The following is a 22,312-nucleotide window of genomic DNA, read 5'->3' on the forward strand; positions in this document are numbered from 1 at the left end:
TGTGTTATCACGCTGCTCCTGATTTATGAATAATTATAAAAAACCGCCTCTGTTTATCGCGTGACTGAATGATGACAATTTTGTCACCTTCCAGGTTTCTCCTGAACAACGGGATTAATCCATTAACAGGCGCACTTTGAACACAATTTCACGCCCCTGCTGTTCTGCTGACAGCTCGCCGCCGTGAGCATGAATGATCGACCTTGTAATTGATAATCCCAGCCCCGCGCCTTCCGTGTTGTAGAACCTTGATGAGTCTGCGCGATAGAACCGGTCAAACAAACGTTCCAGATTAGCGGGAACCTGGCCGGACATCGTATTCGTAATCATCACGTTCACACAGTCACTGTCACGCTCAAGGTGTATCGCTGTACAGGTGTTATCGGGAGAATACTTGATTGCATTGGAAAGCAGGTTACTGAAAGCACGTCGGAGCATATCGCTGTCTCCGGCAACAACGCCCTCTCCTTCAACCGTGATTGTCTTTCCTGTTTCGTCTGCCAGGGGCTCGAACAACTCACGTAATTCATTCAGTTCGGCTGCCAGATCCACATCATGTTTATCCAGCCGCAGCAGACCATGCTCTGAACGTGCCAGAAAAAGCATGTCACTGGTCATTCGTGACAACCTTTTCAGTTCTTCCAGGTTAGCGAATAAAATTTCGCGGTAATGCGAAACATCCCTTTCCTTAGCCAGTGCAAACTGCGTCTGCATCATCAGATTACTGACTGGTGTGCGCAGCTCATGCGCGATGTCAGACGAGAAATCTGACAGTTTCCGGAATGCCCCCTCCAGGCGATCAAACATATTATTGAACTCCTGCATGGTCTCAGAGATTTCCGGCGGAGCCAGATCGGGATTTAGACGCTGATCCAGGCTGTGTACGGTCATGGAGGAAGCCAGACTGGTCATTTCCCGTAGCGGTTTCAGACCAATACGTGTGGTCAGCCAGCCCAGAAAAACAGAAATAAAGACCAGACCGATATTGAACCAGAACAGCCAGGTACTGAGTTTGTCCATAAACAGGGTGTGATACCCAGTATCCGTGGCAACCGTAATGATGACATGTTTGCTTTTACCCTGTTCCGGCGTCACGGCAACCCGCCGCGAGATACTGCGGTACACGGTGTTATTTTCTTCCGTCTGGATCATATAGTCGAGAATATCACCCGACTTATTAAGCAGGACCGCTGGAACAACAGAATTTTTGGCATAGAGTTCAACAATTTTTTCATTTTCCATGTTTTTTATAGAAATGAATAAGCCATTGTGCCCCACCATCGCATCGTTTATTTTTTCTGATAATGACTTAATATCCGTTTTGTTCCTGAACGTCTCTGTTTTAAGAAACTCTTCGGTGAGCTGAAGTTTACCTGTCAGAAAATCGCGGTCCTGATTATCGAAATAGCCATTAAGGGTGCTAATCAGGATAAAACTTGATAACCACCATACCGTAAGCATCACCGCAGAAAAAATCAGGCTCAGGCGTGTGGTCAGGGAAATTTTGAACCTCACTCTTCTCTGATCTCCAGGACATATCCGGCACCGCGAACGGTATGGATCAGTTTTGGCTCAAAGTCATCATCAATTTTACTTCTCAGACGTCTCACGGCGACATCAATCACATTCGTATCACTGTCAAAATTCATGTTCCAGACCAGGGACGAGATAAGACTCCTGGGTAACACTTCTCCGGTGCGTTGCAGCAGCAACTCAAGCAGAACGTATTCTTTACCGGTGAGATGGATCTTCTTCCCCGAACGGATCACGGTCCGGCGCACCATATCAACGGTCATATCGGCGATGGTGCAGACTGTTGCGGCCTGCGAGCGTGCCCGGCGCAGTAGGGTTCTTACACGTGCAACCAGCTCCGTAAAATCAAAGGGCTTAATCAGGTAGTCATCTGCGCCAAGCTCCAGTCCTTTCACTTTGTCCCGCACGTTGTCCTTTGCGGTTAAAAACAGGACCGGTTCTTCGTGCCCGGACTCCCTCAGTGCGCTGATGATTTGCCACCCGTCGAGGAAAGGCAGCATCACGTCCAGTATTATCAAATCATACTGTCCCTTCGACGCGGCCCCGAGACCATCGCGGCCATTATTAAAGAGATCGGCCTGATAGCCTTCCTCAACCAGTCCCTGCTGCAGGTAACGACCTGTTTTTTGTTCGTCTTCAACGATTAAAATACGCTGCATGGTCAACTCGCTGATATGAAAGTAAAAATCTCACGCATGAGCTTTGGCTGTCCCCTAGCTGACCTGAGACGGAGCAAGCATTCCGAGCCACGCTACGGCGCCCAGAATGATAATCGCAACAACGAATTCTGTCAGGATGCTGTTTCGCATCAGGGCAACGCTGCGATCATAATTCCCTTCCCTGACCATAACTTCAAGCCGGGGACCCAGGTGAAACCGGTTTGCTGCAGCCAGAAGAAGCATCAGAACAAACAGAGCCGTCTTGGCAAGCAATATCCTCCCCCAGGAACTGTTGAATAAGGGAGTTAAGTTACCCTCAGCAATATACAGATAGTTGACCAGCGCACTCAGGATCAGGGCTACAACAATCACCGTTCCTGCCGTGGCAAATTTTGCCAGGGAGTCAGATATCACAATGACGCTCTGTGCATTATGCTCGTTTCTGCGCATCAGCAGGATAGCAAATGCAACCAGAGCACCTGTCCAGGCACCTGCAGCGCCGAGATGGGTCAGATCGCTCAGTAAATGGAGATAGTAATGCAGACCGTCATGCATAACGGCGTGTCCTCCCCAGGCAAGTGTAGCCAGCGCCACGCCCCCACTCATCGTCATCAGCAGGCAGGACAATACTCTCTTATTAGTGTAAAGGAACAAAGCACCGAGTGTGGTAAACAGGGCACAGAGCCTGACAATCCAGCTAATACCCACATCAGTTTCTTCTATCACCATCTCGATAACATGGATGGATAATTCTCTGAGGTCAGTTACTCCACTCATGGCATTAGATACCAGGAGCATATTAATGCCAGTAAGAATGATGCCTGTAACAACAGCAAAAGTTATAAACGACCTGAAATTAGTCAGGTTATAGGTTTCATGTCTGACACCGCTTATTCCATATATCTGAAAAAATGGCAATCCAAATATTACCATCAAATCCAGATAAAGAAGAAAACGAATAACAATCATAATCAGGTCGTTCATAATATTACTTCACTGTAAAGGTGTAATTACCGGTAATAGGGTGCGTATCTGAAGAAACCGCGCGCCAGTCAACACGATAAGTGCCAGCGGGTAAAGGCTCTCGCGGAATAATGACCATCGATTTAGGGTCAGCGCCTGGCGCCACTTTTGCCGCGACCGGCATCGGAGAATGTGATGACATGCCTTTCATACCCGTCATCGTTAATTTTGCACCTGAGAATTTCACGGTCAGATTTTCCGAGAAATTAAGCTGAATCTTTTCCGGGGCCGCTACGGCTGAATCAGCCTGTGGCACAGAGCTTTTTAATTCCGGATGGGCCATAGCAGAGAAAGCAACGCCCATAACGAGGCCACCTGTAAGAATGGCTTTATTTAAAATCGACATTTTATTTACCTGTTTAGTTGAGTGTTTTATATCAGTGCGTTAAAACCAGATTCTGGCTCCCGCCAGGAATACTACCTGATGGTCTTTCTCACCTTCTCTTTTCGCCATATCGGATGTTTTCCCGTAAAGTTGATTCCAGGAAACGCCTATATAGGGTGCAAACTCACGGCGTATTTCATAGCGCAGCCGGAGCCCCAGCTCTGTGTCAGTCAGTCCCCTGCCGCGACCCCGCGATTCATCATCCTGACTGTAGAAATTCACCTCATAGGATGGCTGGAGTATGAGCCGGTTAGTCAGTAAAACGTCGTATTCTCCTCCCAGACGAAGGGCTGCTTTTCCGCCATTACTGACAAAACCCGTAATTTCAGACTCAAAATTATAGAGTGCCAGCCCCTGAAAACCGACAGCAGCCCAGGTCCGGGCAGAAGCAGGTCTGAAATCCTGCCTGACACCCGCAACCAAATCCCACCATGGGCCAACCGCATGTCCCCAGAGTAACTGCGCTTCAGCCGCCTCCGTTTCCCCATTGCTTCGTTCACCTTCACTCTTTAGCCAAATCCGATCTGTGTCGCCTCCAATCCAGCTGTTAACACTCCAGCTGAAATTGTTGGTGTTATCCGACCGTTGCCATTCCAGTTGATCCAGCAGAACCAGATAATTAATCGCACTGTCGTGAATCGCATGCCCCTGTAAATTGCCGAATGCAGCCTTCCGGTCGGCATCGGTAACAGGCGGAATTGGCGTTCTGCTCTCAGTTACAATGGGCTCCATTGACGTCATCTCAGTGAAATTCTCATCTGCTGGCATCTGCATGGCAGACATGTCGTGCCCGGCGTGGGGATCTGCAGAGACGGAGCCCGCCGCAATAGAAAGCTGTGAGGTAAACAAACCGGCGACCAGAACAGGTATGGCCTTCAAATTTCTCTTCATTCGCATCATTCCTCCACCCGGACTTCACGAAACATTCCCATTTCCATGTGATAGAGCAAATGGCAGTGATACGCCCAGCGGCCAAGCGCATCTGCTGTCACTCTGTAACTGCGTTTTGTACCAGGGGGAACATCTATTGTGTGTTTACGAACCATGAAATTACCGTTTTCATCTTCCAGATCGCTCCACATACCATGCAGGTGAATGGGGTGAGTCATCATGGTATCGTTGATCAGCGTGATCCTGAGCCGCTCACCGTATTTCAGCAGCACCGGTGCGGCATCTGAAAACTTGATTCCGTTAAATGACCAGGCAAACTTTTCCATGTGGCCGGTTAAATGCAGTTCTATGGTACGGCCAGGTTCACGTCCGTCAGGATCCTCAAAGCGGCTTTTCAAATCCGCGTACGTGAGAACCTTTCTTCCGTTATTTCGAAGACCAATACCCGGATCATTTAACTTCGGAGAGACGCTCATCGCCTGCATATCAACCAGTGGGTTATCCGTTTCTGACGCAGGATGACTTTGCATACCCGGCATTCCGGCCATCCGGGAATGATCCATACCGGCCATGCTGCTGTGATCCATGGGCGCGGAGGATGTCCCGCTATCCGGAAGGTCAGCACCGTCCATAGACATCATCTCTCCGCTGTTATCCATGCCTCCCATCTGGCTGTGGTCCATTCCTGCCATATCATGTCCCATTCCCCCCATACCCATATCTTCCATGGTCAACAGAGGACGGGGATCGAGGGGGGGAACGGCAGCACTTAACCCCTCTCTCGTGGCCAGTGTCCCTCGAGCGTAACCGGTCCTGTCCATGGATTGTGCGAAGATGGTATAGGCCTCACCCTGAGGCTCCACAATGACATCATAGGTTTCGGCAACGGCAATCCTGAATTCGTCAACGGTAACCGGGTTTACATACTGGCCATCTGCAGCCACGACCGTCATTTTCAGCCCGGGGATACGGATATCGAAATAGGTCATTGCCGAGCCGTTGATAAACCGTAAGCGTATCTTTTCACCGGGACGGAACAGTCCGGTCCAGTTTTTCAGCGGGGCCTGCCCGTTCATGAGATAGGTGTAGGTGTAGCCACTGACATCCGCGAGGTCAGTCGGATTCATTTTCATTTCAGCCCACATTTTCCGATCGGCAATGGTGGCTGACAGCCCCCTGGTATTCACGTCGCGGAAAAAAGAGCCAACGGTTGGTTTATTGAAATTGTAGTAATCCGACTGTTTTTTTAATTTTTTCAGCAGGCTGTGAGGATTTTCATCGGTCCAGTCAGACAACATGACCACATGCTCACGATCGTAAGTAAACGGTTCTGGCTCCCCGGCATCGATGATAATGGCACCGTATACCCCCTCCTGTTCCTGCAGACCGGAATGGCTGTGGTACCAGTAAGTCCCGTTCTGCTTAACCTTAAAGGTGTAAACGTAGGTATCATCAGGCTCTATGCCCATAAAACTCAGCCCCGGAACACCATCCATATTGGCCGGAAGAATAATGCCGTGCCAGTGAATGGACGTCTGTTCATTAAGACGGTTTTTGACCTTCAGGGTAATGGTGTCACCTTCTTTCCAGCGAAGAACGGGCCCCGGCAGGCCTCCATTGATTGTTTTGGCCTGACGCTCACTGCCCGTGATATTGACGGCCGTTTCACCAATGGTCAGGTCAAACTGAGTACCCTGCAGGGATGCGGCAACTGGCAGGCTCAGACTGGAACGCGCATTGAAACTCCATACGCCAAGACTTCCGGCTACGCCAGAGAGGGTTAACCCCTTCAGGAAAGTTCGTCGAGACGTTTTCAACAGCATGCGCATTCCCTTATTTAAAGTATGGTTACTGACAGAATTCGAGAACCGATTTAAATTAAATTACTGGTTCATCCACTTACAATGAAATGAATCTAGCACACCTTAAGAAACAAATTCATTACAATCGTGTAATGTACATAGCTGTATTACATTTACGTCATCTTCCCCACAGGTTGATTATTTTTATATATGATCATAAGGACATCTTTTATGTACCTCAGAAGGTAATTACACATGAATATATTAATCACGACCACTGCGTTTACAGCTTTATTTTGTGGGGCAGCTTTTGCTCAGTCCAGTGATATTGCCCATGAAGCACATCGATTTGTTAATAATGCCTCAGCCGTCAGTCATGTGAATTCCTCGACGCATGAAAACTTACCGGACAGGGTTAATAAAAACAACACGCCCTCATTCTCTGAAATGAATGAACATGAAAGGGCCATTGTTGCTCATTCATTTATGAACAACAGCGCGTCCTATGCGCATCAGAAAATGATTGAGGAACATAAAAAAATGCTGTCCGGCAGTGATGCAAATTCAAAGACCTCGTCTTCTTCTTTTAACGAACTGAATGCCGGAGAAAAAGCCGCTCTCGTGCATGAGCAGGTCAATAATGCCGGTGCGGAAGCACATCAGACGCAGGCAAGAAAGCTTCGCGGGCTGTATTCGACCAGGTAACTGCAGGCGGGTTAGTGCTTAGCGTCAGGTGCGCAGCAGGGCTTTACTGACGGGTTACGTAGCAGGACATGAGCCCCATATTGCTCTGCCGTAACCTGTTTCAGTCCCGTTAATCATCACCGTCGGGCTGGTCATACAGTTCCCAGAGCTTCAGGAGCAAACGGGAAACAAGATATGTTACAAAAATGACGACCATCAACGGTGCTCCCGATTAACTGACAGATGACACGCCTCCTGAAAACCCCTAGCATACGCCGCAGTGTTCATGCTAACGGCGAATTCCAGTAAATGTATTCTACCGATGTCGTAAAAGAAAATGCCTACCTTTCAGCCACCCGCTCGGGGCTGGAATCGAACGAGATCGCTACTCTTCAGCGCTCCTTGCCTTCCCGGTTTAATCTGCGGCATTTGAAAAAAAATGAATCATTAAAACTCGTACTGCAAAAGAAAGCGGGAAAATCACGTGTCGTGGCCTATAAATTTACGTCCGGTTCATTTAATTACACGGCGTATCGTATATCAGATAAAAAGTTCTATAACCTTTCCGATACTTCCGGGAAAGGCAGTCTCGATTATCCGTTACCGGCCACAGCAAGACTCAGTTCGCCTTTCAATCCTGCAAGACTTAACCCGGTATCGGGAAAAGTGAGTCCCCATAATGGCATTGATTATTCCATGCCCATGAACACGAAAATAGTCAGCGTCATCGACGGAAAAATCACCCGGGCCGAATACAACAGTACCATGGGATATTTTGTTGAAGTAACGGGAAAAGCCGGTGTTAAAACTCGCTATCTCCACCTCAATAAAATACTCGTTACTAAAGGGGCCTGGGTTACACGGGGAGGTGCTATTGCGTTATCCGGTAACAGCGGACGTTCATCCGGTCCTCATCTGCATTACGAGCTGGTCATCAATAACAACCCTGTTAACTCTCTGGCGTTCCGGGCAGCGGCACCCGCTGATAACAAACTCGAACAGCATGCCTTTGCGCATGCCAGAGACTACGAACGATACCTGGACTGATAACGGGACCGCGACGCGGCCCCGTCTGCCGGATTAATTTTTTTTATCGTTTTCACTTCCGTGATGTTGATGATCTCCATGCCCTCCGTGGCCGTGGAAAAGATGCATTAGCGGGCAGACCAGCAATAACAGATATGGCCAGTAACCTGCCACATGTGACCAGTGTTCGCGCAGGAGGGCAAATGCCGCGATCGCGGCGACAGCAATAAGCGCATAGGTGGTACTTTTCATACTGGACTCCTTCTGTTCGTAACTGACCCTTCACTCAGTGTTATTTCCCGAGCCTGACACTTTTCAGACGCAACGCATTCACAATGACGCTGACGGAGGAAAGAGCCATGGCCGCCGCCGCAATAACTGGCGACAGCAGTATTCCATACACAGGATAAAGCAGACCTGCAGCCACAGGCACGCCAAGTGCGTTGTAGATAAATGCAAAAAACAGATTCTGACGGATATTTTTCATGGTGATCTCTGACAGATGACGGGCCCTGTTCAGTATCATCAAGTCGCCTTTGAGAAGGGTGACTCCGGCACTTTCAATTGCCACATCTGTACCCGTTCCCATGGCTATACCCACGTCAGCCGCTGCCAGCGCCGGGGCATCATTCACACCGTCTCCGGCCATCGCAACCACATGGCCAGACTCTTTCAGTCGGGTTATCACTGCTTTTTTGCCATCCGGCAGAATTCCGGCTTCAACCTCATCTATTCCCAGTTTCCGTGCGACTGCTTCAGCAGTAAGCTGGTTATCCCCGGTGAGCATAACGATGCGGATCCCCGCCTGACGCAAAGCTTTAAGCGCATCCGGCGTGGTTGTTTTCACGGGATCCGAGATAGCTATCAGGCCTGCAAGGTCCCCGTCTGTGGCCACATAGATAACGGTAGCGCCTTCCATCCGCAACGTATCCGCAACGGCCTTTTGATTATCAATAACTATACTGTTTTCCTGCATAGCCAGTTCATTACCAATAACAACCCGTTGACCTTCGACATCGCCTGAGACACCTTTACCCGACGGTGCATCGAAATGAGTGACTGCGGGTATTGCGATCCCCTTTTCCTGTGCTGCTTTAACTACTGCCATACCCAGCGGATGCTGCGAGCCTTTTTCCACTGCGGCTGTTACACGCAAAAGAGATGTTTCCCCACCCGGATTGAGACTGATAATCCCTGTCACCGTAGGCGAACCTTCCGTGAGCGTGCCTGTTTTGTCGACAACCAGCGTGTCCACTTTTTCAAGACGCTCAAGGGCTTCGGCATTCCTGATTAACACCCCGGCCTGGGCTCCTTTGCCCACCCCCACCATTATCGACATCGGCGTGGCCAGCCCCAGCGCGCAGGGACAGGCAATAATCAGGACCGACACAGCCGCAATGAGACCGTGCGCCATCCTGGGCTCGGGCCCCCAGACAGACCAGATCACGAAAGCAACAACCGCGATAAGTATCACCAGAGGAACAAACCAGCCTGAAACGCTGTCAGCCATTCTCTGGATGGGGGCACGCGAACGCTGTGCATCAGCGACCATCTGAACAATTCGTGAGAGCATTGTTTCATCACCGACTTTCTCTGCACGGATGATGAGACTCCCTGTCTGATTAATGGTCCCCCCGATGACAGGGTCACCCTCCGTTTTGGTAACCGGCATAGATTCCCCGGTCACCATCGATTCATCAACGGTTGTTTTGCCTTCGATCACGATACCGTCGACCGGAATACTCTCTCCAGGTCTGATGCGGAGCTTATCGCCAGGCAGGACATCTTCCGCATTAATATCCGTTTCATGACCGTCATGATCCAGCCGTCTGGCGGTTTTGGGGGCAAGGTTCAGAAGCGCAGTAATGGCGCCTGAGGTTTGTTCCCGTGCCCGCAGCTCAAGAACCTGTCCCAGCAGAACAAGCACCGTAATAACTGCTGCGGCTTCAAAATAAACGGCCACCAGGCCATCCATGTTTCTGAACGATGCAGGAAACCAGGAGGGGAAGACGGTTGCAATGACGCTGTAAACCCAGGCTACGCCGGTCCCCATTGCAACAAGGGTAAACATATTCAGGGAGCGGTTACGTAACGACATTCCGGCCCGGGCGAAGAATGGCCAGCCACACCACAACACGACAGGGGAGGCCAGAAGCAGCTGCAGCCATGTGTTGTACTGTGGCGGTACTGTATTCCTCAACTCGGGAAACAGATGAGATCCCATTTCGAGTACCAGAACCGGAAACGCCAGCAACAACCCCAGCCAGAAGCGTCTTGTCATGTCGTGAAGTTCATCACTCGGCCCCGTGGATGCCGTAGCTACGAGCGGCTCCAGTGCCATTCCACAGACAGGACAGCTTCCGGGACCACTGCGGCGTATCTCCGGGTGCATCGGACATGTCCACACACCTTCAGAATTCTCTTTTTCCGCCTGGTGGTGAGGCTGTTTTATCTGATCAGGGCTGACTTCGTGATGATCGTGGTGATGGTGATGGGAATGTTCACTGGCATCTTCGGTAAGATAACGATCGGGATGGGCTTTAAATTTACTCTCACAGCTGGCGGAGCAGAAATAAAGTTGATGGTCCTGGTATCGAATGCTGCTGTGCGCCCTGTCGGGCAGGATGGCCATCCCGCACACGGGATCTCTCACCTTATGCAATACGTGGCCCTCGTCCGGGGATAATGTCTGCTCAGAAGCAGTCTGGTTGTTGTGTTGCACTGCATTGTCATTTTTCACAGTAACTCTCCTTATGCATACCGAAGCATCTTCTGTCTTCAGGGTATGTCATGGATGCGATTACCACGAATATCGCCGGCACAGGAGTGCCTGCTACCGGCGTCCCGTTATCAGCCGTTCCGCTGACTATTCGATTCGCTGGAAGACTTTTTTACTTCCATCCGGTGAGAATGCGATAACATCGTAAGCCTCTTTTCGGGCTCCCATCTCCATTCCAGGACTTCCTGCTGGCATACCGGGGGTGGCGAGACCGTATATACCTGAACCAGACTGCATTGCCTTATGTATCGTTGTCGCAGGCACATGGCCTTCAATGATCAAATTACCGGCAACCGCGGAATGACAACTTCGCAGTCCTGCAGGAATAGCATGCTTTTCTTTCAGGGCTGACAGCGCCTGATCATTCATGACGTGAGTTCGTACTTCAAACCCGTCTTTTTCCATCGCCTTGCCCCACAGGGAACAACAGCCACAGTTTTCAGATTTGTACATATCAATCACTTTTTCACTCGCCATCGCGGGCAGTGAAAGGCCGAGAGCCAGCGCCATCAGAACCACTTTTTTCATACTCACCTCTGTATATTATCGATTTAAACCCTGACGTCAGGGTGAATCAGTAAAGAAGGACACCCACAGGGGGTGCCCTTTCAGGTTCAGGACACGCTTTTTTTATGTCTGCGCAGCCAGATTAATTTGTAGGCGGCAGGAATAATGAACAGGGACAGCAGCGGAGCCGTGATCATCCCACCAATCATGGGTGCCGCGATACGGCTCATGACTTCTGAACCTGCACCGGTTCCCCAGAGTATTGGCAGCAGACCCGCAATGATCACCGCCACGGTCATGGCTTTCGGCCGGACACGCAGTACGGCACCATGATAGAGGGCTTCATCAAGGCCTTCCGGTGTGAACGTCTCTTTACGGGACAATTCCGGGTGCGCTTCAATGGCATGACGCAGATACATCAGCATGACCACGCCAAACTCTGCTGCCACCCCGGCCAGAGCGATAAACCCCGTTCCGGTTGCGACAGACATATGGAAGCCCTGCCAGTACAGGAACCATATCCCGCCAACCAGGGCGAACGGCAGGCTCATCAGGATCAGCAGGGCTTCATCAACCCGGCGGAATGCCAGATACAACAGGATGAAGATGATCATCACCGTCATCGGCACCATCAGCTTCAGTTTCTTGTTGGCATGCTCAAGCAGTTCAAACTGTCCGGAGAATGACACGCTGGTACCCGGTCTCAGTTTCACTTTCTGACTGATCGCCGTTTTAATGTCATTAACCACCGACACCATATCCCTGCCGCGCGCGTCAATGTAAATCCAGCTGGCTGGACGGGCATTTTCCGTTTTCAGCATAGTCGGCCCGGAAACGACCTTAATATCCGCAACATCGCCCAGCGTGATCTGCTGCTTCATCGGGGTCAGGATCGGCATCTGTTTCAGGGCCTGCGGGCTGTTCCGGTAATCCTGCGGATAGCGGATATTAATCGGGTACCGGGCCACGCCTTCAACCGTTTCCCCTACCGTCGCGCCGCCGATGGCTGATGAGATGAACAGCTGCACATCGCCCACCGTCATTCCGTAGCGGGAGGCTTTTTCCCGGTTGATATCCACATCAATGTAGCGCCCGCCTTCCAGTCGCTCTGCGAGAGCAGACACTACGCCGGGTACGGTTTTGGCGACCGCTTCGATACTCTGCGCCGTTGCATCGATATCGGACAGAACCGTTCCGGACACCTTGATACCTATCGGGCTTTTGATCCCGGTTGAGAGCATATCAATACGGTTACGGATTGGCGGCACCCAGAGGTTTGCCAGCCCCGGTAAACGGACGGTCCTGTCGAGTTCTTCAATAATCTTGTCAATCGTCATGCCTGGACGCCACTGATCCTCAGGTTTGAGCTGGATCGTGGTTTCAACCATTTCGAGCGGTGCGGAATCCGTGGCGGTCTCTGCTTTACCGGTCTTGCCAAATACAGAGGCCACTTCAGGAACGCTTTTGATTAACTTGTCCGTCGTCTGCAGGAGCGCTGCAGCTTCAGCCGGAGAGACACCCGGCAGGGTCGACGGCATATACAACAGGTCGCCCTCGTTAATCTTCGGCAGAAACTCACCGCCCACCTGGCTCAGCGGCCAGATAACGGTGAAAATGGACAAGGCCGCAACCAGCAGGGTTGTTTTTGGCCAGTGGAGAACCCGCAACAGCAATGGATGATACGCTTTGATCAGTACCCGGTTCAGGGGGTTACTGGTCTCTGCAGGAATTTTCCCCCGGATCCAGAATCCCATCAGAATCGGAATGACGATGATGGCCAGCGCGGCCGCGCCCGCCATGGAGTACGTTTTCGTGAATGCCAGCGGGCCAAACAGACGTCCTTCCTGACCTTCCAGGGTAAAGATAGGAATAAAGGACAGGGTGATGATCAGCAGGCTGATAAACAGTGCGGGTCCCACTTCAACGGAGGCATCGGTAATCACCTTCCAGCGGGTGGCGTTGTCAATCTGCTCACCCGGATGCTGATGATCCCACTCCTCAAGCCGCTTATGCGCATTCTCAATCATCACAATGGCGGCATCCACCATCGCACCGACGGCAATCGCTATCCCTCCCAGCGACATGATATTGGCGTTCAGTCCCTGGAAGTGCATGACGATAAAGGCGATACACAGACCAAGCGGCAGAGAGATAATCGCCACCAGGGCAGAACGTACGTGCCACAGGAACAGGGCACAGACGATGGCCACCACGATAAACTCTTCCAGAAGTTTGGAACTGAGGTTATCAATCGCCCGGTCGATGAGCTGGCTGCGATCGTAGGTGGTCACGATTTCAACGCCTTCCGGCAGGCTGGCCTTCAGCGTCTCAAGTTTATCCCTCACTGCCGTGATAACGTCGCGTGCATTTTTACCCGACCGCAGGATCACCACGCCGCCAGCGACTTCGCCCTGGCCGTTCAGCTCGGCAATACCACGCCGCATTTCAGGCCCGGTCTGCACGCGGGCAACATCCCGCAGATAAACCGGCACGCCGTTCTCGCCTGTTTTCAGGACGATGTTATTAAAATCATCAATGCTCTGAAGATAACCGCTGGCACGGACCATATACTCAGCTTCGGCCATTTCAACGGATGAGCCACCGGCCTCCTGGTTAGACGATTCAAGGGCCTGTTTCACTTCGGGCAGGCTGATACCATACTGAGACAATTTTACCGGATTGACCTGAATCTGGTACTGTTTCACCACGCCGCCAACCGAAGCGACCTCAGCCACGTTCGGGATGGTTTTCAGCTCAAATTTCAGGAACCAGTCCTGCAGAGAACGCAGTTCTGAAAGGTCGTGTTTTCCGCTGCGATCGACAAGGGCATATTCAAATATCCAGCCCACCCCCGTGGCGTCCGGACCGATTTCAGAACTCACACCGGCGGGCAGTTTTCCCTGTACCTGGTTCAGGTACTCCAGCACGCGGGAACGGGCCCAGTACAGATCGGTGCCGTCTTCAAAAATGACATACACATACGAATCACCGAACTGTGAAAAACCACGCACGGTTTTTGCGCCAGGCACGGACAGCATGGTGGTGGTAAGTGGATAGGTGACCTGGTTTTCTACAATCTGCGGGGCCTGGCCGGGATAGCTGGTTTTGATAATGACCTGCACATCTGACAGGTCAGGCAAGGCATCGACAGGCGTGTTAATAATCGTCCATGTGCCCCAGATGCTGAGAAACAGGGCCCCCATCATGACCAGGAAACGGTTGGCGACAGAGCGCCGGATAATCCATTCAATCATCGTCGTCTCCTCAGTGCCCTGAATGCATATTTACAGGCTGGTCAGACATTGCTGGCATACTGCTTTCTGTTTTTTCAGGGTGGCGCATACGTTCCAGTGCGCCCGTAATATTGGCTTCAGAGTCAATGAGGAACAGGCCACTGACCACCACGGTATCGCCTTCATTCAGGCCGGAGCCGATGCCGGACTGTTGCTGTGACTCATGCAGAACGTGGATCTGTTTCGGCACAAACTTGCCTTCATCATCAACAGTAATCACGCGCTGTTCTTTGCCGGTATCGATAACGGCCTGGCTTGGTATCAGCAGCATCTCCTGGCTTCTGGTATTCAGTTTCAGATAGGCATTCATGCCCGGCTTGAGAAACTCATCCTTATTAGAAACCTGGAGACGGACCTGAAGCGTACGGGTTGTCTGATCCACGCTGGGAAGAATATTCCATTTTTCGACATGGAATGTTTTATCCGGATAAGCCGGTACCGAAATTTCAAACTGCGACGTATCTTTCAGCAGATAGGCGATAGATTCTGGCACTGCAGCGCTGATCCAGACCGGGTCCATTCCCTGAATCTGAGCCACCACCTTATCTTTCGAAATATTCATGCCGGTGCGCAGGTCAAATGCAGTAATGACACCATCAATAGGTGCTTTAATGGTAAAACGGGTCTGAATGCTCCGGGTAGAACGCAGTCTCTGAATATCCTCTTCCGGCATACCTGCCAGGCGAAGCCGTTCCAGAACGCCTTTAATTTGCGTGGAAGTACCACCGGTGCTGGATAACAGAAGGAATTCACTCTGTGCTTCCACCCAGTCCGGAATGGTAATATCGATAAGTGGCGTCCCCTTCTTCACATGATCGCCAATCGTCATGGGGTAGACTTTTTCGACAAACCCGTCAGAACGCGCCTGCACAATAACAAACTGATACTCGTTATAGCTGACATTAGCCGGGATTGTCTGAGAATAATTCAGCATTCCTCGCGTGACTTTTTGCGTTTTTAATCCCAGATTCTGAACCTGGGTTGGGTCGATACGGATCCCGCCACTGCTTTTATCGCCACTGTCATCAGCATATTTTGGCACCAGGTCCATATCCATAAAGGGCGATTTTCCGGGTTTATCAAATTTGGTATCCGGTTTCATTGGGTCATACCAGAAAAGCACCTTTCGTTCCGGTGCCTTTTGTTCTGTTTTTTCTGTCTTTTGTGCTGAGTTTACATACTGCCAGGCAGTAACCGATATCAGCCCCCCTGCTATGAGGCTGCTGATAATTATTGCAGCATATTTTATCTTTAAAGAAGCCATACAATTTTCCGCTAAAAAATCAAAACACCTGGCATATGCGCCTGACGGTTAACTCACACATATACCTATGTGAATGTACAGGCGCACAGGATGTAATCGCTCCGGACAGCCAATCAGGACTGCGTCACGTTAATGCTTTTGAGTAAGGAGATATTGCCCTGCTGAATAAACGAGAAATCGACATGGTTGCCTGTTTTCAGGGCATTAATAGCATCGTCTGCATTAACAAAAGTAAAGCGCATGGTCATTGCAGGCCAGCCCACCGCTGGAATTGCTTCATGCGAAATGGTGATTTTCTTAGTATTCATATCAATGTCTTTAACGACACCGGTGCCCTTGATAACTTGCTGTACCGAAGCATCACTGGCAGTATTCATATCGCCATGCTGATGTGTTTCAGCATGAAGACCGGCAGAAAACATGACAGAGAAGGCACCAAATAAAACGGCTTTAAGTGAATTACGCATTTTAATTTCCTGATTAATTAAATAAATTTACTCTACCCAACCGCCACCCAGCGCGGTAAATAGATTAATTTCGTTAACCTGCCGGGAATAGGTAAGATCGAGAATGGTTTGCTGGGTAGCGAAGAGGGAACGTTCTGCATCCAGCACTTCGATGTAACTGACAGCACCACTTGCATACAATCCTCTGGCACGCTGGAGAGTTATCTGAAGTGAATCAAGATAACGCTGCTGTGACTCAAGTTGCTGGCTAAGGCTGTCGCGCAGCGCAAGCGTGTCGGAAACATCCTTAAAGGCTGACTGAATTTTTTGTTCGTAATTAACCACCGACTGTTGCTGGCGAATTTCAGCCAGCTTCAGATTGGCTTTATTCCTGCCAGCATTAAATATAGGAATTTCAATTTTAGGGATAAAATTCCACATTCCACTTCCTGACGTAAACAGGCTGGACAGCTCCGTACTGCTTGCGGAAAGACCACTGGTCAGGGTAATTGAGGGGAAAAAGGCCGCTCGCGCTGCGCCAATATTGGCATCAGCCGCTTTCAGCTGATATTCCGCTTCCATAATATCCGGTCGCTGCAGCAAAATTTGTGAAGACAGATTTGGTGGCAATTTTACTGGGGCTATCTCCCCGCCTTTCATCCCTTTTTCTGACGGAAGTGCGCGGTACGTTCCCAGCACCAGTTGCAGGGCATTGTTTGCCTGAGCCAGATCGCCTTCTCGTTTGGCTATTTCGGCGCGGGTACTTTCGATTTGTCCTCGCGCCTGTTCAAGTGCCAGAACGTTCGTACTCCCGGTCACGAGCTGCTGCTCAACGAAAGCATAGGACTGTTGATAATTTTTCAGCGTTTCCCGCGCAATACGAAGTTGTTCGTACGCCAGTTGCTGGCTGAAATAGCTTTGTGAAACGTTGGATACCAGCAGGATGTGTACGGCCCGACGGGCTTCTTCGCTGGCAAAGTAGTTCTGGCGATCAGCATCACTCATGTTCTTAAGTTTGCCGAAAAAATCGAGCTCATAGCTGAGCTCCAGTCTCGCGTCGTACTCCTGTGTGGTCGGCTTGTCACCTTTCAGACCACCGCTGTATGTTATCCCGGATGAGGCATTCAGCTGGGGATAACGATCTGCATCCGTGACGTTGAACTGGGCTCGGGCCTCTTCAACCTTCAGGGCAGCCATTCTCAAATCACGGTTATTAGTCAGAGCTTCACCGATCAACCGGGTAACCTGGGGATCGACAAAAAAGTTACGCCAGCCCGTATCCTGATAGCCATTTACCGCTGGCGTCAGGCTGTTATGGGACAGTGAAAACTGCTGGGGTACCGGTGCTGCGGGCCGCTGATATTCAGGCGCAAGCGACACGCAGCCTGCCAGGATGAATATCGTGCTAATGCTGAGTAATTTTAATTTGAACATAACGCTTCTCGTCCAGGCAGACCTGGTAAATGGTTCAAATGAAGTCCAGAGTATTGATAGGGGTACTTTACCTAACGCTCTCTGTTTGCCGGGTGACAGGATAATGACAATGTTGTCATTTTTGCTGTAATCCGTTGATAACGATCGTGGGCGCAATAGAATGACATTAGCAGCCAGCCGGGGAGCAAGATGAAAATATTGATCGTCGAAGACGAAATTAAAACAGGTGAATATCTCAGCAAAGGGCTTACAGAGGCAGGGTTCGTAGTGGATCACGCTGATAATGGTCTTACCGGATATCATCTCGCCATGACAGCCGAGTATGATTTAGTCATTCTGGATATCATGCTACCTGATGTGAACGGCTGGGATATCATCCGCATGCTGCGCACTGCCGGAAAGGGTATGCCGGTCTTACTGCTGACAGCCCTCGGCACGATCGAACATAGGGTCAAAGGACTGGAACTGGGTGCGGACGATTATCTGGTTAAACCCTTTGCGTTTGCCGAACTGCTCGCCCGGGTGAGAACCCTTCTGAGGCGGGGAAACACGATGATCACGGAAAGCCAGTTTAAGGTGGCTGACCTCTCGATTGATCTCGTATCCAGAAAAGTCAGTCGCGCCGGAAACCGCATTGTGCTCACCAGTAAAGAGTTCAGCCTGCTGGAATTCTTCATTCGCCATCAGGGAGAGGTTCTTCCCCGCTCCCTGATTGCCTCTCAGGTCTGGGACATGAATTTTGACAGCGACACTAATGCGATCGATGTCGCAGTAAAGCGACTCCGCGCTAAAATAGACAACGATTACGAGACAAAGCTGATCCAGACAGTCCGGGGCGTGGGCTACATGCTGGAGGTCCCGGATGCATAGCAAACCTTCCAGACGCCCTTTCTCACTCGCTCTGCGGCTGACCTTTTTTATCAGCCTGTCCACGATACTGGCTTTTATCGCATTCACCTGGTTTATGCTGCATTCTGTTGAAAATCATTTTGCCGAGCAGGATGTCAGCGATCTTCAACAAATCAGCACCACACTGAACCGTATACTGCAGTCCCCGGTGGATCCGGATGATAAAAAAATAAGCAAAATAAAGGAATCAATTGCCAGCTACCGCAACGTTGCCCTTTTGCTCCTCAATCCCAGGGGGGAAGTGCTCTTTAGCTCAGCTCAGGGGGCGGCACTACGCCCGGCAGTGAATTCAGCAGATTTTAGCGAGCACAGCCGCGCACGGGATGTCTTTCTCTGGACGGTGGAGGATCCTGCGGGACCGATGGATACCGGGTCCGAAATGAAGATGGAAACATACAGGATTATCGCCTCCTCTGGTCAGGCGATATTTCAGGGCAAACAGCAGAACTATGTCATGCTGACTGGCCTATCCATTAATTTCCATCTCCATTACCTCGATGCGCTGAAAAAGAACCTGATTGCGATTGCCGTCGTGATAAGCCTGTTGATTGTTCTGATCATTCGAATCGCTGTCCGTCAGGGGCACCTGCCCCTTCGTAATGTCAGCAATGCCATTAAAAACATCACCTCCGAGAATCTTGATGCGCGACTGGAACCGACACGCGTTCCCATTGAGCTGGAGCAACTGGTTATCTCGTTCAATCATATGATTGGAAAGATTGAGGATGTCTTTACCCGCCAGGCCAATTTCTCTGCCGATATCGCGCATGAGATCAGAACGCCCATCACCAATCTGGTGACGCAGACTGAAATCGCACTGAGTCAGGATCGAACACAGAGGGAACTTGAGGATGTCCTCTATTCCAGTCTTGAAGAGTATAACCGGATGACCAAAATGGTCAGCGATATGCTGTTCCTGGCACAGGCAGATAATAATCAGCTGATACCTGACAGGGTCATGTTTGACCTCAGAGCGGAAGTCATGAAAGTCTTCGAGTTTTTCGAAGCCTGGGCCGAAGAACGCAATATCACGCTCAAATTTAACGGGATGCCCTGCCTGGTTGAGGGAGATCCACAAATGTTCAGAAGGGCGATCAATAATCTGTTATCCAATGCCCTGCGTTATACCCCGGAGGGACAGGCAATCACCGTCTCAATAAGAGAGCAGGAGAGCTTTTTTGACCTTGTGATTGAAAATCCGGGGAAACCAATCCCTGAAGAGCATTTATCAAGGTTGTTTGACCGTTTTTATCGGGTGGATCCGTCCAGACAACGAAAAGGAGAAGGCAGCGGCATCGGCCTTGCGATTGTGAAGTCAATCGTGGAAGCACATCACGGAAGAGTGCAGGTGGAATCGGACGTACACTCAACGCGTTTTATCTTATCCGTGCCCAGACTGGAGAAAATGATTCCGGACACCCAGTGCTGGGAATAAAGATTTAAATGACAAAGATGTCATTAGCCTGTCATGCAGCAAACAGAAGCCATTCGATATAATTAGTGCAACTTATCAGGAAGGCTGGATTGCTTTATCAATATCCGGCGTCAGTGGACGCCAGGAAATGAATATCCAGTCCCCTCCCGGAGAAATAAACACTTCCGAACCTGTTTCAGTTATGGAACTGAAAACACCGGTTGTACTCCCCCGGACATCACTAATTAAGAAATGGAGAGTTATCATGAAAAATATCGTATTAGCATCCTTGCTGGGCTTTGGCTTAATTTCTTCGGCCTGGGCCACTGAAACCGTGAATATCCATGAGCGGGTCAACAATGCACAGGCACCTGCTCACCAGATGCAGTCTGCTGCGGCTCCTGTCGGGATCCAGGGGACTGCACCTCGTATGGCCGGTATGGACCAGCATGAACAGGCCATTATTGCTCATGAAACCATGACGAACGGGTCGGCGGATGCGCACCAGAAAATGGTGGAAAGTCATCAGAGGATGATGGGAAGTCAGACCGTTTCCCCTACCGGGCCGTCGAAGTCATTAGCGGCAATGAATGAGCATGAAAGAGCTGCAGTTGCCCATGAATTTATGAATAACGGTCAGTCTGGCCCACATCAGGCCATGGCCGAAGCGCATCGTCGCATGCTCAGTGCAGGCTGACGGCGAGGGAAGTATCTGTGCTGTCCTTATTTCCTTGATAGATTTTTCCGTAACCGGATATATGGCAACATCTTTGCCCCCTACAGGGGGCATTTTTATCAGATTCTGCTACAGTTAACGGGCATCAACGCTAAAAGGATATTTTTTATGAAAGCCAGAAACACTTTATTTGCAGTATTAATGTTATCCCTGCCAGCGATTTCAGCAGAACATTCAGAAATGAAAATGACTGATATGTCTACCTCGGCTTCGTCACAGGAATATATGGCTGGCATGAAAGACATGCATGACAAAATGATGGCTGCCGTAAATGAGTCCGATCCCGACAAGGCTTTTGCGAAAGGCATGGTAGCGCACCATGAAGGGGCAATAGCAATGGCTGAGACCGAGCTCAAATACGGAAAAGATCCGAAAATGAGAAAGCTCGCGCAGGACATCATTAAAGCTCAAAAAGGTGAAATTGAGCAGATGAATAAATGGCTTGATAGTCAAAAGTAAACATTGTAGAAATGTCACGACAAGCGTGATTTTACATCGTTCCTGGGCGCGGGAGTCGGTTAATCTTTATATAATTCAAACCCGATTAATTTCGGGTTTTTACTACTCTGTACTCCGGTCCTTTGTTGAGGACCGGAATATATGCACCTGAGATGCTTATTTAATACATTATCTCGTCATGGATACAATGTCGCTCAGGATCTCAACCAGCTCGCTTCTCTCCTGCGTTCCGTCATGATAGGTTGATCTTGAGATGATTCTTTCTGATGTCATCTGAGGCCAGAATTTATCTAGTACATTATCGGGTTTCATTCCCACAGCCCGGCCGATTATTTTTTTAGCGTCACAGGTGTCCGTAAACGTGACGGCTACACCAGTAATTTCCTCGATAAGATCCGGGCACAGATAGTTTTCTATCTCACGTTTGCGCGTAGCGAAAAATACCTTACCGGCCTCCTCTACTTCTTTTTTACGCTTCTGGATGGACAGAACCTGTGCAGGGTCTCCCCCAATATCGGAGTCCAGAAATACGCACCAGGGAAGCCCCAGATCTTTGGCCAGATTCAATGTAACCCAGTGTTTGACGCTACCACACCCTCCTATGAGGACTGGCACTATTTTCACGTCCTCCAGAGAGGCTGGCAGCGCACCTGACTGTTTTAATGAACTGGCCGCATGCCTCAGGAAAGTAACATCCGACTTTCCCTCTACCAGAACAATCCCCTGCGCCCTTTCCATACCGGTCTCTGGCAGCACCCCCAGGCTTTCAGTGGCTTCCTTCAGCACTGCGTCATCCGGCATTTTTACTACGGGTTCACCCGCCTCATTTCGGGTAACATAACGTACGCCTTCGACAGGGATTAATCCGGCCAGCGCCGGGACATGGGTGGTGACGATAATCTGACGGTGCGGCTGGCCTGCCAGTGCCAGTAACGCTTTCATCAGCATCATCTGATAGTTCGGATGCTGTGACGTGATCTTGACCCTCCATCTCCGAACAGCTTTTGTATCTTAAGTTAACGATGTCCGCTGCCGCCGGTATTCCCTCGGGGAGTGATATCCCAGCGC

Annotated in this window: 19 protein-coding genes and 1 pseudogene; 6 read left to right on the forward strand and 14 right to left on the reverse strand. The window is 50.3% G+C overall.

Annotated features, from left to right (window positions below; translation table 11 throughout):
• Positions 1 to 114: 114 nt before the first annotated feature.
• From pcoS to pcoA, 6 genes are read right to left on the reverse strand one after another with little or no spacing between them, the layout of a single operon-like run.
• Entirely contained in the window at positions 115 to 1,515 is a 1,401-nt protein-coding gene (gene pcoS, locus ACOTXL_RS16205) for a copper resistance membrane spanning protein PcoS (RefSeq protein WP_001211180.1), read from the reverse strand.
• Complete coding sequence (gene pcoR, locus ACOTXL_RS16210) at positions 1,512 to 2,192, reverse strand: copper response regulator transcription factor PcoR (RefSeq protein ID WP_001188930.1); 681 nt, start codon at positions 2,190 to 2,192, stop codon at positions 1,512 to 1,514. The genes pcoS and pcoR overlap by 4 nt, the downstream gene beginning before the upstream one ends.
• A gap of 54 nt (positions 2,193 to 2,246) precedes the next feature.
• Positions 2,247 to 3,125 (reverse strand): copper resistance inner membrane protein PcoD, encoded by an 879-nt coding sequence (gene pcoD / locus ACOTXL_RS16215; RefSeq protein WP_229692861.1) that lies wholly within the window; start codon positions 3,123 to 3,125, stop codon positions 2,247 to 2,249.
• A gap of 55 nt (positions 3,126 to 3,180) precedes the next feature.
• Positions 3,181 to 3,561 (reverse strand): copper resistance system metallochaperone PcoC, encoded by a 381-nt coding sequence (gene pcoC / locus ACOTXL_RS16220; RefSeq protein ID WP_000025662.1) that lies wholly within the window; start codon positions 3,559 to 3,561, stop codon positions 3,181 to 3,183.
• A 39-nt stretch (positions 3,562 to 3,600) separates the two neighbouring features.
• On the reverse strand, positions 3,601 to 4,491 hold the full coding sequence (pcoB, locus tag ACOTXL_RS16225) for a copper resistance outer membrane transporter PcoB (RefSeq protein WP_001378118.1): 891 nt from the start codon (positions 4,489 to 4,491) through the stop codon (positions 3,601 to 3,603).
• 5 nt (positions 4,492 to 4,496) lie between these two features.
• The gene (gene pcoA, locus ACOTXL_RS16230) at positions 4,497 to 6,314 is read right to left on the reverse strand and encodes a multicopper oxidase PcoA (protein WP_000925240.1); all 1,818 of its coding nucleotides are present in this window, start codon (positions 6,312 to 6,314) and stop codon (positions 4,497 to 4,499) included.
• A 234-nt stretch (positions 6,315 to 6,548) separates the two neighbouring features.
• On the opposite strand from pcoA, the gene ACOTXL_RS16235 reads away from it, so the two are divergent.
• Together ACOTXL_RS16235 and ACOTXL_RS16240 are read left to right on the forward strand one after the other, a co-directional pair.
• Positions 6,549 to 6,998, forward strand: coding sequence for a copper resistance protein (locus ACOTXL_RS16235; protein WP_001023257.1), 450 nt, complete (start codon positions 6,549 to 6,551; stop codon positions 6,996 to 6,998).
• A 288-nt stretch (positions 6,999 to 7,286) separates the two neighbouring features.
• Positions 7,287 to 8,024: a peptidoglycan DD-metalloendopeptidase family protein gene (locus tag ACOTXL_RS16240; RefSeq protein WP_004118340.1), complete on the forward strand. Its 738-nt coding sequence runs from the start codon at positions 7,287 to 7,289 to the stop codon at positions 8,022 to 8,024.
• Between the two features lie 33 nt (positions 8,025 to 8,057).
• On the opposite strand, the gene ACOTXL_RS16245 is transcribed toward ACOTXL_RS16240, so the two are convergent.
• The 7 genes from ACOTXL_RS16245 to silC form a co-directional block, all read right to left on the reverse strand.
• Positions 8,058 to 8,255 carry a DUF2933 domain-containing protein gene (locus tag ACOTXL_RS16245; protein ID WP_000843494.1) on the reverse strand — a complete coding sequence of 66 codons (198 nt, stop codon included), beginning with the start codon at positions 8,253 to 8,255 and terminating at the stop codon, positions 8,058 to 8,060.
• A gap of 40 nt (positions 8,256 to 8,295) precedes the next feature.
• Positions 8,296 to 10,743: an Ag(+)-translocating P-type ATPase SilP gene (gene silP, locus ACOTXL_RS16250; RefSeq protein WP_001353604.1), complete on the reverse strand. Its 2,448-nt coding sequence runs from the start codon at positions 10,741 to 10,743 to the stop codon at positions 8,296 to 8,298.
• 126 nt (positions 10,744 to 10,869) lie between these two features.
• Positions 10,870 to 11,310: a DUF411 domain-containing protein gene (locus ACOTXL_RS16255; protein ID WP_000758225.1), complete on the reverse strand. Its 441-nt coding sequence runs from the start codon at positions 11,308 to 11,310 to the stop codon at positions 10,870 to 10,872.
• Between the two features lie 86 nt (positions 11,311 to 11,396).
• Positions 11,397 to 14,543: a Cu(+)/Ag(+) efflux RND transporter permease subunit SilA gene (gene silA, locus ACOTXL_RS16260; RefSeq protein WP_000574029.1), complete on the reverse strand. Its 3,147-nt coding sequence runs from the start codon at positions 14,541 to 14,543 to the stop codon at positions 11,397 to 11,399.
• Between the two features lie 10 nt (positions 14,544 to 14,553).
• Positions 14,554 to 15,846, reverse strand: a complete 1,293-nt coding sequence (silB, locus tag ACOTXL_RS16265; RefSeq protein ID WP_000157620.1) for a Cu(+)/Ag(+) efflux RND transporter periplasmic adaptor subunit SilB — start codon at positions 15,844 to 15,846, stop codon at positions 14,554 to 14,556.
• 113 nt (positions 15,847 to 15,959) lie between these two features.
• The gene (gene cusF, locus ACOTXL_RS16270) at positions 15,960 to 16,313 is read right to left on the reverse strand and encodes a cation efflux system protein CusF (protein WP_001246155.1); all 354 of its coding nucleotides are present in this window, start codon (positions 16,311 to 16,313) and stop codon (positions 15,960 to 15,962) included.
• A gap of 27 nt (positions 16,314 to 16,340) precedes the next feature.
• Entirely contained in the window at positions 16,341 to 17,726 is a 1,386-nt protein-coding gene (gene silC / locus ACOTXL_RS16275) for a Cu(+)/Ag(+) efflux RND transporter outer membrane channel SilC (RefSeq protein ID WP_000475506.1), read from the reverse strand.
• A 189-nt stretch (positions 17,727 to 17,915) separates the two neighbouring features.
• Here silC and silR point away from each other — a divergent pair, with 189 nt between their 5' ends.
• The 4 genes from silR to copM all read left to right on the forward strand — a co-directional run bounded on the left by silR (position 17,916) and on the right by copM (position 21,244).
• Positions 17,916 to 18,596 carry a copper/silver response regulator transcription factor SilR gene (silR, locus tag ACOTXL_RS16280; protein ID WP_000697968.1) on the forward strand — a complete coding sequence of 227 codons (681 nt, stop codon included), beginning with the start codon at positions 17,916 to 17,918 and terminating at the stop codon, positions 18,594 to 18,596.
• Positions 18,589 to 20,070 carry a copper/silver sensor histidine kinase SilS gene (gene silS, locus ACOTXL_RS16285; protein WP_000555736.1) on the forward strand — a complete coding sequence of 494 codons (1,482 nt, stop codon included), beginning with the start codon at positions 18,589 to 18,591 and terminating at the stop codon, positions 20,068 to 20,070. Before silR ends, silS begins: the two co-directional genes overlap by 8 nt.
• A 244-nt stretch (positions 20,071 to 20,314) precedes the next feature.
• Positions 20,315 to 20,746: a silver-binding protein SilE gene (silE, locus tag ACOTXL_RS16290; RefSeq protein ID WP_000790485.1), complete on the forward strand. Its 432-nt coding sequence runs from the start codon at positions 20,315 to 20,317 to the stop codon at positions 20,744 to 20,746.
• A 147-nt stretch (positions 20,747 to 20,893) separates the two neighbouring features.
• Positions 20,894 to 21,244 (forward strand): CopM family metallochaperone, encoded by a 351-nt coding sequence (copM, locus tag ACOTXL_RS16295; RefSeq protein WP_000647571.1) that lies wholly within the window; start codon positions 20,894 to 20,896, stop codon positions 21,242 to 21,244.
• Between the two features lie 168 nt (positions 21,245 to 21,412).
• On the opposite strand, the pseudogene ACOTXL_RS16300 reads toward copM, so the two are convergent.
• Positions 21,413 to 22,219 (reverse strand): annotated as a pseudogene (locus ACOTXL_RS16300) (ATP-dependent nuclease); the annotation flags it as partial.
• Positions 22,220 to 22,312: the final 93 nt, after the last annotated feature.

This window comes from Enterobacter cloacae complex sp. IR5402, from assembly GCF_049238125.1.
Classification (GTDB): domain Bacteria; phylum Pseudomonadota; class Gammaproteobacteria; order Enterobacterales; family Enterobacteriaceae; genus Enterobacter; species Enterobacter hormaechei_C.

Excerpts from the sequence above, each read along its gene's own strand:
- ACOTXL_RS16240 (WP_004118340.1), top strand. The coding sequence starts at position 7,287 with ATGTATTCTACCGATGTCGTAAAAGAAAATGCCTACCTTTCAGCCACC.
- pcoR (WP_001188930.1), bottom strand. The coding sequence starts at position 2,192 with ATGCAGCGTATTTTAATCGTTGAAGACGAACAAAAAACAGGTCGTTAC.
- silR (WP_000697968.1), top strand. The coding sequence starts at position 17,916 with ATGAAAATATTGATCGTCGAAGACGAAATTAAAACAGGTGAATATCTC.
- pcoA (WP_000925240.1), bottom strand. The coding sequence starts at position 6,314 with ATGCTGTTGAAAACGTCTCGACGAACTTTCCTGAAGGGGTTAACCCTC.
- pcoB (WP_001378118.1), bottom strand. The coding sequence starts at position 4,491 with ATGAAGAGAAATTTGAAGGCCATACCTGTTCTGGTCGCCGGTTTGTTT.
- silB (WP_000157620.1), bottom strand. The coding sequence starts at position 15,846 with ATGGCTTCTTTAAAGATAAAATATGCTGCAATAATTATCAGCAGCCTC.
- silC (WP_000475506.1), bottom strand. The coding sequence starts at position 17,726 with ATGTTCAAATTAAAATTACTCAGCATTAGCACGATATTCATCCTGGCA.
- ACOTXL_RS16245 (WP_000843494.1), bottom strand. The coding sequence starts at position 8,255 with ATGAAAAGTACCACCTATGCGCTTATTGCTGTCGCCGCGATCGCGGCA.
- silS (WP_000555736.1), top strand. The coding sequence starts at position 18,589 with ATGCATAGCAAACCTTCCAGACGCCCTTTCTCACTCGCTCTGCGGCTG.
- pcoC (WP_000025662.1), bottom strand. The coding sequence starts at position 3,561 with ATGTCGATTTTAAATAAAGCCATTCTTACAGGTGGCCTCGTTATGGGC.
- silE (WP_000790485.1), top strand. The coding sequence starts at position 20,315 with ATGAAAAATATCGTATTAGCATCCTTGCTGGGCTTTGGCTTAATTTCT.
- cusF (WP_001246155.1), bottom strand. The coding sequence starts at position 16,313 with ATGCGTAATTCACTTAAAGCCGTTTTATTTGGTGCCTTCTCTGTCATG.
- ACOTXL_RS16235 (WP_001023257.1), top strand. The coding sequence starts at position 6,549 with ATGAATATATTAATCACGACCACTGCGTTTACAGCTTTATTTTGTGGG.
- pcoD (WP_229692861.1), bottom strand. The coding sequence starts at position 3,125 with ATGGTAATATTTGGATTGCCATTTTTTCAGATATATGGAATAAGCGGT.
- copM (WP_000647571.1), top strand. The coding sequence starts at position 20,894 with ATGAAAGCCAGAAACACTTTATTTGCAGTATTAATGTTATCCCTGCCA.
- silA (WP_000574029.1), bottom strand. The coding sequence starts at position 14,543 with ATGATTGAATGGATTATCCGGCGCTCTGTCGCCAACCGTTTCCTGGTC.
- ACOTXL_RS16255 (WP_000758225.1), bottom strand. The coding sequence starts at position 11,310 with ATGAAAAAAGTGGTTCTGATGGCGCTGGCTCTCGGCCTTTCACTGCCC.